Genomic DNA, 12,738 nt, shown 5'->3' with positions numbered 1-12,738 from the left:
ATAAAGATGCAATAGTTTTTATTACGCTTTTTTGATTAAATCATAAACATACCACTTAAAGATCAATAAGAGCATCCCTATAACTATAAAAGTATCTGCGAGGTTAAAAGTTGGCCAATGCCATTTTATGATTTTTATATCTATAAAATCATAAACTGCACCCCAGTATATTCTATCAATAAGATTTCCCATAGCACCGCCAATTATCAGGCTAAAATTAAAGCGAACTAGCTTACTACGTGTTTTGTATAAAACATAAGTAAATATACAGGTGATAATAATTGAAGATAATGAAAAAATAATATTATTCCTTGGCAAATCATCAAATAAGCCAAAACTAATTCCAGAATTCCAGATCTCTATGAATTTTAAAAAGCTACAGATCTTAATTGTACCTTTGCTTGCAATCAGCAACCTAATCAATAATTTACTTATCTGATCAATAAGTACAATGATAGATATAATTAAGGGGTAAAACATTCTCATAAACAATCCTTTAATTTGCGTGCTTCTATTACGTCAGAACGTATCTGTGCTATAAGTTCTTCAGCATCAGAAAATTTCTTTTCTGGACGCAAGAATCTTAAAAATTCTATTTTTACCAAATGATCGTATAAGTTATAATTAAAGTCAAATATATACATCTCAAGTATTGGTTTTTTAAAATCTTCAAAGGTTGGTCTGACTCCAATGTTTACTAACCCATAAAAATGATTATTATTTTGTACTACTTTAGCAAAGTAAACACCAAATTTTGGCTTAACCACATCATCATCAATATTTAAGTTTATAGTCGGAAAACCAATTTTTTTACCTCTACCCACTCCTCTTACCACAGTACCGCTCATGCAATATGGCCTGCCAAGTAATTTATTTGCAAATTCTGTGTTGCCGCAAGTTAAGCACTCTCTAATTAAAGATGAAGAACAAACAGTATTATCTTCTATAGCCAGTGAGTTAAGCTCTACAATCTTATAATCACAGATTGCCGCAAAGTCTTTAATCAATTTTAAGTTGCCCAAACGCTTATAACCAAAAACACATTCATAACCTGTTACTATATATTTAGCTTGGTAATTATTAACTAGTACTTCCTGAATGAAGCACTCTGGGGTCATTTTTGCAAAATTTTGATCAAAATTTATAATATATAGGTAATCTATACTATGATTTTTTATAAACTCTATTTTCTGCTTTACATCTGTTAGTCTAAAATCTTTTTTATTGAATAGAATAGATGCAGGATGAGGTTCAAAAGTGAGTACAGCAGAAGGAATGCCTTTTTCTACAGATAAACTTTTAACAGCGGATATAACATGACTGTGACCTAGATGGACTCCATCAAAATTGCCAAACGCTAAAGCAACTTCTCTACCTTTATATTCTTTATAATCATAAACAACTTCCATGCTAGTTCAATTAGGTGAATTTTAATAAAAGATACTTATAATCAAACCAAAAGTAAAATGGAGAGTGATTTATGGCACATACAAAACCAGTTGTGATTTATACAATAGAAGGATGCCGTTGGTGCATAAAAGCAAAAGCATTGCTTGATGAAAAGCAAATACAATATCAGGAGTTTATTATAAGAACAAAAAATGGCGAAATTAATTATGATCTGTTAAATGAGATGAAAACGAAGTCTAACAATGCTGCAACAGTCCCTCAAATATTCATTGGTGATGAACATATTGGTGGCTATGGTGATTTAGAGAAACTTAATGCGGAGAATAAATTAGATAAAATGTTACAAGATTATTCTTTTTACATGGCAGATATTTATGAAAATGATATGGATCAACTTGATGCGTTAGATATAGTATTACGTACTAACTATGACGATATATTATAATAAAATTTAAATTGTTTTAGGGAGAATATTTTTCTACCTAAAAGACACTACTTTTGATATTGTATAAGATTACCTATAAGGCTGTAATAAATCAAGATAAATACAATTTCTATCCAGCTTTCTTAAGACCCCCTGCGAAAGTGAGGAAATAGGTATCAAATTTGGCAGAGGGCAATAAGTTATGAAAAAGTGGCAAATATATTTTCCGTTAATTAACTGGTCTGACGAAAGAATCAAGAAAAGTTTAATATGTTAATAAAAATATATAGTTTTTATAAGGTTTTTACGATTTTTAGCAACTTGATTGCATTGGTGTTAACTAACCCTCCACCTAATCGTTTAGTGGTATAAAGCTTTACAAATCCTTTGCTGGTGAATGGATCTCTTAAAATTTTCATTCCTCTATGATCTACTATTTTATATGCCTGTTTAAAATTTGCGATAGCTATCACTTTATGCGATTCTTCTATGCCACTTGGAAGCTTTGACTTAGCGTCCCGAGCGCTAGAGGCAAGCCCTGCCGGCATCTCAGCTACTTGGTAGACCGGAATTCCCATTATTGTATCTTTTGCTCCCAAAGATAACCCTGGTTGCCATAAGTATTGACTTGATTGCTCCAGTTTTAACAATCTCACTTCTTGTAATACACTTCTATTCATCAAAAACGATGCATTTTTAGCATAATATTCATTTAATGAATAATATAGTTTGATTACTGCATCACTATTTAATTCTTTAGACTCTATTTGTTCTACTTCCCCTTGCCTTTTACTGTTTTTATAGGACAATATTCCTTGAGGTTGTGTTTTTCCATCTCCTTTGATGAAAGCTTCATTTTCTTTTGCACTAAAAGCTTCAACTAGTTTATCTACCAGCCATGCTTCAATGTTAACGAATGCATCATCAAGCAGCTTTTGAGTAATTTGTGGTTGGGCATACAGCTCATAAGTTGTAATCTTTATATTTTTAAATTTTTGCGTATTTTGATCTTCTGATATTTCTTCACTTTCTTCGTGCCAACCAACAAAGGTTTTATCATCACCTTCAATTATATATTCTATACTTTCAGTTGATATTTCTTCGCTAGAACAAAGCTGACGCATAGGAGAAATATCTATGATATTTTGATGTATACGCTTTGATATTTCTTTTATGATTAAATACCCTCCTTCTGGTCCAGTAGAAGTTAAAGCTTTTTGCTCATATTTCATTAAATTATCTGCTGTACCCTTACGCAAATATTCAGAAAAAGCTTTATTCTGAAAACAATTATCCTCAAATTTTCCGTTTATTTCTGGCCTCTGCATAGCCGTTTCTAATGTTTCTATTCTCTCTTTATAATCATCAATTGCACCACTAATTTTATTTAGCTGCTCAGTAGTTGCAGATTCTGCGTGACCTTTGCTTTCTATTTCTTTAAGTCTACGCTCATTAATTAGTTTAAATTGCTCCCATGATGAAGCAAGATCATTAATACGACAGGCAATATCAGTAAGTGACATAAGTAACCTCCTATAAATTAAAATTTTCAGAAAAAGCCTAATGTTTAATTATGGTTTGAAATTTTTGATTAGACTGAAGTGTTTTTAAAAGAACAATCCTTTCGCATGATAAATTACTTGTTCGACTTATGTCAAACACTTACTCAAGCTCCATAACAAGTGCACAATTTACCTCTTTGCTTTTGATATTATATGCATCACCTGTAAAGCATGGTTCTTTACTGTCTTTTGTATTAATTCCCCTAATTTTCCCTGTAGTTGGGTTACCATCATCCATTTTTTTATCTATAAGGTATGCTTGTTTTGCTGTTAAAATAGGGCCAACATTTAATTCCTTTTCCATATTTTCTCTTGGAGCACCAATAACAAGTACATTACTTCCCTTAAATCCATGCACTCCATAATTTAGAAAAAACCCACTACCCTTAATTTTAGAAGTGGGGATATCGACCCCAAGAATTGGCATAGCTGAGATTGAATCAGGCCCACCACCAGATTGATACCCAAGCTCAGCTTGACTTAAATGACACCAAGCTAAATATGATTCTATACCACCATCCCTGCGGTCTTTGAATTCAATACGACCATCACCATTACCATTAATTTTCCTTATTCCTCCACATTTACTTGAATCAAAAAAATCCGAAGCATTGGGCATGTCTCCGGGGTAATAATGATATTCCGTATAAAAGAAATTAACATCTGACCATACTTTCCACATATCTTGCATAAGTCTATGAAGACGAGCGTATTCAATCAAAGATGAACCTTTCATTACTGTAAAAAACAAAAGTCCACTAATTAATAGAACCACAGAAATTTCAATTAACGTAAAACCATCTTTCTTCACCTTACAACCTAAATATCACTTGAAACATATTTTAAAAAATAAAGCAACATACTTTCATATCTTTAAGGTTAATAAATACAATTAGATTTAATTAAAGCCTTTCAAAAAATTGATTAAAATACTATATTTAGTATATAATATATTGCTTAACATTTCAGAGAAGTAGGGGAGAAGTGATTGGCTCAAAAGAAACACTGGAAACATTAAACAGAATTCTCTTTGGATTAGTTCATAGCAATAGCATAGAAAAAACAATTACAATATTAGGTTTGGGCCTTGATATCAATACACAAGATGATCGTGGGCAAACACCTATTTTTTTAGCTGCTCTGCACAACAATTTACTAATGGTCGAAAAATTAGCTGAACTTGGGGCTGATCTTGAAACAAAGGATAAGCTTGAAGATACAATACTAAGTAAAATAGTATCAAAAAACAACCTATATAAGAAAATATCAAAAGAGGAACAATTGGCTATGGTTAAGCTTTTAATAAAGCAGGGTGCAAAACTTACCACTCGTAGTCATAATGCTCTTCCTATTCATAGAGCAATTCAAGCAAGGTGTAGTTTGAATATAATAAAAATACTGCTAACAAAAGAAACTATCAATGAAAAAAATTGTCCTGGGCGCACACCATTACACTTAGCAGTGTTGACACGACGAGCTGACATAGCTGAGCTACTGATAAAACATGGTGCTGATATTGATACACAAGAAGATGGTGAGCAGAACACTCCATTGATGTTAGCAGTAAGTAAAGATTATGCAGATTTAGCAATACCACTGTTAGTTAATGGTGCTGATCCTAATCAAAAAAACGTATATGGACAAACATTTTTTGATCTTGCAAATTCAGAAGAAATGAAGTCACTTGCATTGGATGTTATGCGTCCATTATCCACAGACACGGAGTTTGAAAATAAATCGATTGCACAACCCTCCCCTTCTAATAATCATTCACCTGTTAAGCGTCAAGTACTAGAGAATAAGCCTCAATCTACCAGGTCTATTCTTTCTGATTTAAAATCTATACACAATATATTGCCTCATCCTGATTTATTAATACCTAGTGTCTACGCAATATCTCAATCCAGAATGTTGGATGTCAGTCCACCAGCATCTGAGCATAGCACATCAGCAATTTTAGGTTCACAAAAATCAAGTTTGTCTGGATCTTTTACAAACCAATTCCAAGGAGCATTAAATATTGACTCCTCATCCAGATCTACTATTTCTGAAATATCTCAATCTGAGGGTATAATCTCACCTGGATATAGTATTTCTGGAATATCACAATATGAGTATACAAGCTCGCCTGGATCTGGTATTTCTGCAGCATCTCGACGTAGAAATATAAGTCCACCTATATCTAATATCTCTGAATCTACAAGATCAAGTATAGACTCATTTAGCCCATCAGGATCACATGCTGTAGACACTAAAAGAAGAAGGTTTTCATACACTCTCCTATAGTAATTTTTTTATCAAATTATAAAGATAAGTTACATTTTTAAGTAATTTAAAACAGCTTATTTTACATAAAACATAATGTAGTACTCCACCACTTTTAAAATTTCAACTGCAGTTTCACTCAGTATTTTAATTTTATATATTGATTAAAATACTATATTTAGTATGTAATATATTGCTTAACATTTCAGAGATCAAGCAAAGGGGGAAAAATGATTGGCTCAGAAGAAACACTGGAAACATTAAACAGAATTCTCTTTGGATTAGTTCGTAGCAATAGCATAGAAAAAACAATTACAATATTAGGTTTAGGCCTTGATATCAACACACAAGATGATCATGGGCAAACACCTATTTTTTTAGCTGCTCTGTATAACCATTTATCAATGGTTGAAAAATTAGCTGAACTTGGTGCTGATCTTGAAACAAAGGATAAACTTGGAGATACAATACTAAGTAAAATAGTATCAAAAAACAACCCATATAAGAAAGTATCAAAAGAGGAACAACTGGCTATGGTTAAGCTTTTAATAAAGCAGGGTGCAAAACTTACCACTCGTAGTCATAATGCTCTTCCTATTCACAGAGCAATTCAAGCAAGGTGTAGCTTAGATATAATCAAAGCATTATTAACAGAAGATACTGTTAATCAGAAAGATTATGCTGGACTGGCACCATTGCATTTAGCAGTGCTAAAAGGACGAAGGGATATAGTAAAGTTACTAATAGAATATAAGTATGTTGATATTAATATACGCGAAGATACTAACGAGGATACCCCATTGATAATGGCAGCTCGTGACAAGTGGCAAGACGTAGTAATGCTATTATTAGCTCATAAGGCTGATCTAAATCTAAAAAATAAATACGGGGAATGGTTTTTCGATTTTGCTTCACAAGATGTGTTATCTTTTTTATTCACTAATGTATCTATGTTAATGGAATCTAGAAATGAATTAGATGAACACTTACCTAACCATGACCCATACAATAATCATTTACAAGTAAAATATCAAGTATTAAAAGGTGAATCCCGTACTGCTCCTTTGATACCTATTCTTTCTGATTTAGGGCCTACGTATGATAAGCAGCTTTACCACGATTTATCAGTACCTAGTACTTCTAAAATGCTTCAACCTAGTATACTAGATCTAGATTCACTTAGATCTAGCCTTTCTGGATCTTTTACAAACCAATTCCAAGAAGCATTAAATATTGATTCCTCATCCAGATCCACTATTTCTGAAATATCTCAATATGAGGATATAAGCTCACCTGGATCTAGTATTTCTGCAGCATCTCGACGTAGAAATATAAGCCCACCTAGATCGATTACTTCTGAATCTACAAGATCAAGCATAGACTCATTTAGTCCATCAGGGTCATATGCTGTAGATAGTAAGAGGAGAAGGTTTTAGTAATTTTTTTATCAAATTCAATTTTTATATATTCAATAGAACATAATGCAGTACTCCACCACTTTTGAAATATTCAACTTCAGCTGCAGTTTCAATACAACATTTCAGTTTTATATTTTGTAGAGTATCATCTTGTTTTTTAATAGTACAATCAACCTCACCACGAGGTTTCAACTCTCCTTTTATACTCACTATCTCATTGCCATCAAATATTTTTCTATTTACTTGATTGCAAAATATTAGCGGCAGCACACCCATACCAACTAAGTTTGATCTATGTATACGCTCAAAACTTTCAGCAATCACTGCCTTCACTCCAAGAAGCGATGTACCTTTTGCTGCCCAGTCTCTACTTGACCCAGTTCCATACTCTTTTCCTGCGATTACAACTAAAGGAATATTATCTTTTTTGTAGAGCATAGCTGCATCAAAAATTGATATCTCCTCTTCAGAATACTTAGTGTACCCCCCTTCCCTACTTACCATTTCGTTACGTATTCTAATGTTAGCAAAAGTACTACGCATCATCACATTATGATTACCCCGGCGTGCACCATAAGAATTGAAGTCTTGTGGATTAACTCCATGCTCTCGCATATAGTTCGCTGCTGGAGTATTTATAGCGATATTCCCTGCAGGAGAGATATGATCTGTAGTTACACTATCCCCAAAAATTGCAAGTATCTTAGCATTTTCAATTTCTATATTTTGTTTTGAATGAAAATTCTCAAAGTAAGGGGGATCTTGTATATAAGTACTCTTCTCATCCCAATTATAAACAACGCTCTGCTCAGTTTTTATTTGCTGCCAATGTTTATCTCCAGAGAAAATATCCTTATACTTTTGAATAAACATATCACGTGTAATAATTTCACTTATTATGCTTTCTATTTCCTCATTTGTTGGCCATATATCTTTTAAATAAACGTCCTCTCCTTTCTCATTTTTGCATATTGGATCTTTGGCAAGATCAACATTAACTGTACCTGCAAGTGCATATGCTACAACGAGTGGCGGAGATGCAAGATAATTAGCCTTAACCAAAGGATGAATTCTCCCTTCAAAATTACGATTTCCAGATAGTACTGCCGCAACTGTTAAATTATTGTTTTTTATCTCTGCTTCAATATTATCATCCAGCGGCCCAGAATTACCTATACACGTTGTACAGCCATAACCAACTAAATAGAATCCCAAAGCATTTAAACTATCTTGCAAACCAGATTTTTGTAAGTATTCTGTTACAACTTTAGATCCTGGGGCAAGTGACGTCTTAACCCATGGTTTAGACTTAAGCCCAAGCTTCTGAGCATTACGTGCCACAAGACCTGCAGCAATCATAACACTTGGATTTGAAGTATTTGTACAACTTGTTATTGCTGCAATTACTACATCACCATTTTTAAGCGCTCCTTCCTCCTTATTTGCCCCTTCTAATTTAATTAGATCAGTAAAAGATTTTGCAACCTGCGATAAAAAGATTTTATCCTGCGGTCTTTTTGGCCCTGCCATAACTGGCTCAATTTGAGAAAGATCAAGCTCCATTCTATCGGTAAAAAGAGGCTCATTGTTTGTACGCCATAAACCCTGTTCTTTAGCATATACTTTTACTATTTCTATTAGCTCTGAAGATCGCCCAGTTAAATATAAATAATCCAAAGTTTTTTGATCAATAGGAAAGAATCCACAAGTTGCTCCATATTCAGGTGCCATATTGGCAATTGTGGCTCTATCTGCAATAGATAAATTATCTAGCCCACTACCATAAAACTCTACAAATTTCCCTACAACTCCTTTATTTCTGAGTATATGAGTAATTGTAAGCACCAAATCTGTAGCAGTTGTTCCTTCAGGTAATTTACCTATCAACTTAAATCCCACAACTTCTGGAATCAACATAGTTATCGCTTGGCCAAGCATTGCAGCTTCTGCCTCTATCCCACCCACACCCCAACCGAGCACTGAGAGGGCATTGATCATTGTAGTATGGCTATCTGTTCCTATCAGCGTATCAGGATATATCACATCATCCTTTATGCAAACAACCTGTGCTAAATACTCAAGATTAACCTGATGGCATATACCAGCTCCAGGTGGAACTACACGGAAATTCTTAAATGCTAATTGGCCCCATTTTAAAAATTTATACCTTTCTAAATTCCTCTTTATTTCAAGTGCAACATTTGCTTCAAATGATAAGTTATCACCAAATCTATCTACTTGCACAGAATGATCAATAACTAAGTCTACAGGTATTTGAGGATTTATCACCTCAGGCCTTTTACCTCCCTTATACATATAGCTGCGCATTGAGGCCAAATCAACAACTGCTGGCACTCCTGTAAAATCCTGCATTAACACTCTTGCTGGCCTATAATTAATTTCATGTTTCCTATGACCATTTACACAATTCAACAGCTCTTTTATATCACCCCGTGTAACACTTATTCCATCTTCATTACGTAGCAAATTCTCAAGCAGCACCTTTAGCGCGCACGGCAATTTGTTTATATCTATACCAAAAAAATCCCCAGCAGCTTTTAAACTGCAGTATTGATATGATTTATTCGCTATATTTAATGATAACTTAGTGTTTAAAGAGTTTCCACTGTTCATAAAAGTTAACCATGAGTCCTACTATTAGGACGTTGGTTTACATTTTGGGATTGTTGCTCATACATAGCAAAAAAATCTATTGGATCAAGCATTATAGGAGAAAAACCACCGCTTCCTACTACTCTTGCTATTATTTCTCTAGCAAAAGGAAAAAGGAAACTAGGAGCTTCTATCAGTAATGTCCTCTTTAGCTCTTCTTCGTCAATTTGATTTTCAAATAGAAACACACCACAGTGCTTTATTTCACAGCGAAAAACGTCAATTTCGTCAGTATCTGCTTTAGCAGTTGCTTTTATGTCAACATGCAATGTCACTTCATGAAAAGACTTTTCTTCATCATTTTCTTCACTCTCTTCTTTTGCTTTTAATTTAGCAGAACTAATATTTACCACTACCTTAACATCAGGTGCTGATTTACTTAAAAGTTGAAACACAGCTGGAGAATTTGGATTTTCAAATGAAAAGTCTTTAATATACTGACCTTTGACTTTTAACTTTCTTTCTATCATAATCTCCTAATTTAATTATTCTTAAGCTAAGTATATTACACTTATATTTTAAATAACAAATTAATTTAATAGTAATTGATTAATGTACATTTATTACGATATAATTATGAAATTACACAAAGGTTAGCATTTATGATAGAGCTAGCAGTATATGCGCTTATTGCTGTTTTCATTTTTTCAAGGTTATATCATTCCCTAGGAAAAGCACCTATTTTAGGTTTTAAAAATCAGCATAGCAATGTTATAGACAATCATGCTAAAATAGAAGATGAAGAGAGTAAAGATGAAAATATAACTGATTATATTGATCAAAACAATGGTGATTTAATAAAGGCTGGTATTACTGCCATAAAAAGCAAAGATAAAAACTTCTCTGTTAAAAGTTTCATGAGAGGTGCATCTACAGCTTTTGATTTAATCATAAAAGCGTTTAATATAGGCAATTTAGAACAACTGAAATCCCTACTTGACAGCAATCTATATTCTTTATTTGAGCAGGAAATCAAAAAGCATAAAGAATTGAGTGAAATTCATGAATCAACTATTGTGTCGATAAAGTCACAAAAAATTATAGAAGTTAAATTGGTAAAAAATACAGCTTTCATTGCAGTAAATTTCCTTTCTGAGCAAATTAACTATGCTAAAAATCAATCAGGTGAGCTCATCTCTGGCAGCATATCAAAAATTAATAAAGTTGAGGATACATGGCAATTTAAAAAGAACATAACATCATCAAAACCGAAATGGCTTTTAACTTCTATCAATTATTCTATTTCTTAATCTTGTTGAATATTTTTTAAAATCAGATATTATTTATTAATATAATTAAAAGTTTTACCCATGAGTTTTATTGACAACCTTAATAATGAACTTGCTAAATACAATTTGCTTAACCATCCATTCTATGAACAATGGAGCATGGGTAAGCTGTCTTTTTCAACCCTACAAAAATATGCTCAGCAGTATTATCATCATGTTCAAGCTTTTCCTTGTTATATCAGTGCAATTCACTCTCAATGCAGTAATTTAAAGTCTAGGCAGGTATTACTTGAAAATTTAATAGAAGAAGAAAGAGGAGAAGAAAATCATCCTGAGCTGTGGATGCGTTTTGCTGAAAGCATTGGTGCTATAAGAGAATCAGTGTTAAATTCCACTTGGCTCGACGGTACCAGTAATCTTGTTAATGGTTATCACAAGTTATCTAGAGATTCTTATGCTAAAGGGTTAGGCGCCCTATACGCATATGAACGACAAGTACCAGAAGTTGCAAAATCAAAGATTGAGGGGCTAGAGAAATACTATAAGGTAGATAATATGAAAGATTGCCTAAAGTTTTTTGAGGTTCATATTACAGCTGATGAATGGCATTCAGAAGAATGTGCGAGTTTAATTGATGAATTAGATGAAAAGCAAAAAAATGAAGCTTATGAAGGAGCAACAACTGGAGCTAAATTACTGTGGAATTTTCTTGATGGTATTGATAGCCGCACGCTAACTTACTCAGTTTCTCTTTAATTATGGATCTTGCCTTACCTCGAACGTAAACTGGTTTATAGCCTGCATACTCACATACAACATCAAAATCTTGATTAAAATCAAATAGCCATTCAATTGCTTTTTTCTTTTCGAGTTGTATTTCTGTTCTTCTATTACTGCTAATTGAATCAGTTACTGCTTGTAATATTACTGCTTTCCAAAGTGAACGATATCTCTCGATGTCATTTATCAGTGGATCAGTTTCAAAATGGTCAAAAAAATTTACACCAGAATCAAATTTTAAATTTGACATATAAATCCTCCATTATAAAGATTGATTTTTAAAGAAATAAATTGAAATTGATGAAAGTCTCTTAGGAGACTAGAAATTTAGAGATATGAAATATTTAGGTGATTTTATATACTAATAGTAGTATATAATGCTACTATTTAGTATATCTTGAGTTCTTATAAAAAAGTTCTGAAAAAAGTATTATTATCTTTTGTGGATTTGTGCTACTACAGGAGCAGTACTTGTTTGTTGCATACTAGAACTTGGCTGTATTGATATTGGTTGTAGCTGTATAGCAGCTTGTGCATTAGAGGGCGATGCTTCAGTGTTACAACACTTACCAGAATGGCCAACACAAGGTGTTATACCACACCCTGCCATTCCCGCATACCCTAAACTATACCCTACTTCATAAGGTAAAACACCTGTTCCCATTCCACAAATGCCAGTTGCTACAGACGCTACAGATAGCCCACATAACACCCGTGCAGCCTTACCTGATTTAGTATCCTTTGGCCCACAATAACAATTATTTACAGCATCGCTCGCAGAATCTATACATGTTCTCTGCCTATGTGCAGAAGTTCCAGGAATATGTGCTTCTCTATCATATCTTGCGTGAGCTTCTAATCTTTCACGCATCCTTTCTTCTCTTACCCTTGTAGGATTTAACAACTCTTGTTGCCTAACTCTCCAGTCATTACTTTGCATTGTACCCCCTATGTTTTATGCTATAGTAACTATATAA

General features: G+C 33.3%; 13 protein-coding genes. 5 read left to right on the top strand and 8 right to left on the bottom strand.

Annotation, left to right across the window (positions count from 1 at the left end; genetic code table 11):
• Positions 1-21: 21 nt before the first annotated feature.
• Both lspA and AACL09_RS02515 read right to left on the bottom strand, forming a co-directional pair.
• Positions 22-486 carry a signal peptidase II gene (gene lspA, locus AACL09_RS02520; protein WP_339048703.1) on the bottom strand — a complete coding sequence of 155 codons (465 nt, stop codon included), beginning with the start codon at positions 484-486 and terminating at the stop codon, positions 22-24.
• The gene (locus tag AACL09_RS02515) at positions 483-1,409 is read right to left on the bottom strand and encodes a bifunctional riboflavin kinase/FAD synthetase (protein ID WP_339048701.1); all 927 of its coding nucleotides are present in this window, start codon (positions 1,407-1,409) and stop codon (positions 483-485) included. Before AACL09_RS02515 ends, lspA begins: the two co-directional genes overlap by 4 nt.
• 71 nt (positions 1,410-1,480) lie before the next feature.
• Here AACL09_RS02515 and AACL09_RS02510 point away from each other — a divergent pair, with 71 nt between their 5' ends.
• Complete coding sequence (locus AACL09_RS02510) at positions 1,481-1,855, top strand: glutaredoxin domain-containing protein (protein ID WP_339048699.1); 375 nt, start codon at positions 1,481-1,483, stop codon at positions 1,853-1,855.
• Between the two features lie 272 nt (positions 1,856-2,127).
• Here the strand turns inward: AACL09_RS02510 and AACL09_RS02505 are convergent, their stop codons facing one another.
• Both AACL09_RS02505 and AACL09_RS02500 read right to left on the bottom strand, forming a co-directional pair.
• Entirely contained in the window at positions 2,128-3,357 is a 1,230-nt protein-coding gene (locus tag AACL09_RS02505) for a phage major capsid protein (RefSeq protein WP_339048697.1), read from the bottom strand.
• Positions 3,358-3,496: 139 nt separating this feature from the next.
• Positions 3,497-4,207 (bottom strand): prepilin-type N-terminal cleavage/methylation domain-containing protein, encoded by a 711-nt coding sequence (locus tag AACL09_RS02500; protein ID WP_339048695.1) that lies wholly within the window; start codon positions 4,205-4,207, stop codon positions 3,497-3,499.
• Positions 4,208-4,380: 173 nt separating this feature from the next.
• On the opposite strand from AACL09_RS02500, the gene AACL09_RS02495 reads away from it, so the two are divergent.
• Both AACL09_RS02495 and AACL09_RS02490 read left to right on the top strand, forming a co-directional pair.
• Complete coding sequence (locus AACL09_RS02495) at positions 4,381-5,682, top strand: ankyrin repeat domain-containing protein (protein ID WP_339048693.1); 1,302 nt, start codon at positions 4,381-4,383, stop codon at positions 5,680-5,682.
• Between the two features lie 209 nt (positions 5,683-5,891).
• The gene (locus tag AACL09_RS02490) at positions 5,892-7,097 is read left to right on the top strand and encodes an ankyrin repeat domain-containing protein (RefSeq protein ID WP_339048690.1); all 1,206 of its coding nucleotides are present in this window, start codon (positions 5,892-5,894) and stop codon (positions 7,095-7,097) included.
• A 24-nt stretch (positions 7,098-7,121) separates the two neighbouring features.
• Here the strand turns inward: AACL09_RS02490 and acnA are convergent, their stop codons facing one another.
• Positions 7,122-9,713, bottom strand: a complete 2,592-nt coding sequence (acnA, locus tag AACL09_RS02485) for an aconitate hydratase AcnA (protein WP_339048688.1) — start codon at positions 9,711-9,713, stop codon at positions 7,122-7,124.
• A gap of 5 nt (positions 9,714-9,718) precedes the next feature.
• A complete protein-coding gene (gene secB, locus AACL09_RS02480) occupies positions 9,719-10,222 on the bottom strand; it encodes a protein-export chaperone SecB (protein ID WP_339048686.1) in 504 nt (167 codons plus the stop codon).
• Between the two features lie 132 nt (positions 10,223-10,354).
• Between secB and AACL09_RS02475 the strand changes: the two genes are divergently transcribed.
• Both AACL09_RS02475 and AACL09_RS02470 read left to right on the top strand, forming a co-directional pair.
• A complete protein-coding gene (locus AACL09_RS02475) occupies positions 10,355-11,002 on the top strand; it encodes a Tim44/TimA family putative adaptor protein (RefSeq protein WP_339048684.1) in 648 nt (215 codons plus the stop codon).
• A 60-nt stretch (positions 11,003-11,062) separates the two neighbouring features.
• Positions 11,063-11,737 (top strand): CADD family putative folate metabolism protein, encoded by a 675-nt coding sequence (locus AACL09_RS02470; protein ID WP_339048682.1) that lies wholly within the window; start codon positions 11,063-11,065, stop codon positions 11,735-11,737.
• On the opposite strand, the gene AACL09_RS02465 is transcribed toward AACL09_RS02470, so the two are convergent.
• Positions 11,670-12,011, bottom strand: coding sequence for a hypothetical protein (locus tag AACL09_RS02465; protein ID WP_339048680.1), 342 nt, complete (start codon positions 12,009-12,011; stop codon positions 11,670-11,672). The genes AACL09_RS02470 and AACL09_RS02465 overlap by 68 nt on opposite strands.
• A gap of 183 nt (positions 12,012-12,194) precedes the next feature.
• Positions 12,195-12,701 (bottom strand): hypothetical protein, encoded by a 507-nt coding sequence (locus tag AACL09_RS02460; RefSeq protein ID WP_339048676.1) that lies wholly within the window; start codon positions 12,699-12,701, stop codon positions 12,195-12,197.
• Between the last annotated feature and the right edge of the window lie 37 nt (positions 12,702-12,738).

Source organism: Candidatus Mesenet endosymbiont of Phosphuga atrata (assembly GCF_964020175.1).
In the GTDB taxonomy this organism is placed as follows: domain Bacteria; phylum Pseudomonadota; class Alphaproteobacteria; order Rickettsiales; family Anaplasmataceae; genus Mesenet.
This window is presented reverse-complemented; position numbering and strand designations above follow the sequence as displayed.

Coding starts and splice junctions, on each gene's coding strand:
- lspA (WP_339048703.1), bottom strand. CDS start 486: ATGAGAATGTTTTACCCCTTAATTATATCTATCATTGTACTTATTGAT.
- AACL09_RS02515 (WP_339048701.1), bottom strand. CDS start 1,409: ATGGAAGTTGTTTATGATTATAAAGAATATAAAGGTAGAGAAGTTGCT.
- AACL09_RS02510 (WP_339048699.1), top strand. CDS start 1,481: ATGGCACATACAAAACCAGTTGTGATTTATACAATAGAAGGATGCCGT.
- AACL09_RS02505 (WP_339048697.1), bottom strand. CDS start 3,357: ATGTCACTTACTGATATTGCCTGTCGTATTAATGATCTTGCTTCATCA.
- AACL09_RS02490 (WP_339048690.1), top strand. CDS start 5,892: ATGATTGGCTCAGAAGAAACACTGGAAACATTAAACAGAATTCTCTTT.
- acnA (WP_339048688.1), bottom strand. CDS start 9,713: ATGAACAGTGGAAACTCTTTAAACACTAAGTTATCATTAAATATAGCG.
- secB (WP_339048686.1), bottom strand. CDS start 10,222: ATGATAGAAAGAAAGTTAAAAGTCAAAGGTCAGTATATTAAAGACTTT.
- AACL09_RS02475 (WP_339048684.1), top strand. CDS start 10,355: ATGATAGAGCTAGCAGTATATGCGCTTATTGCTGTTTTCATTTTTTCA.
- AACL09_RS02470 (WP_339048682.1), top strand. CDS start 11,063: ATGAGTTTTATTGACAACCTTAATAATGAACTTGCTAAATACAATTTG.
- AACL09_RS02465 (WP_339048680.1), bottom strand. CDS start 12,011: ATGTCAAATTTAAAATTTGATTCTGGTGTAAATTTTTTTGACCATTTT.
- AACL09_RS02460 (WP_339048676.1), bottom strand. CDS start 12,701: ATGCAAAGTAATGACTGGAGAGTTAGGCAACAAGAGTTGTTAAATCCT.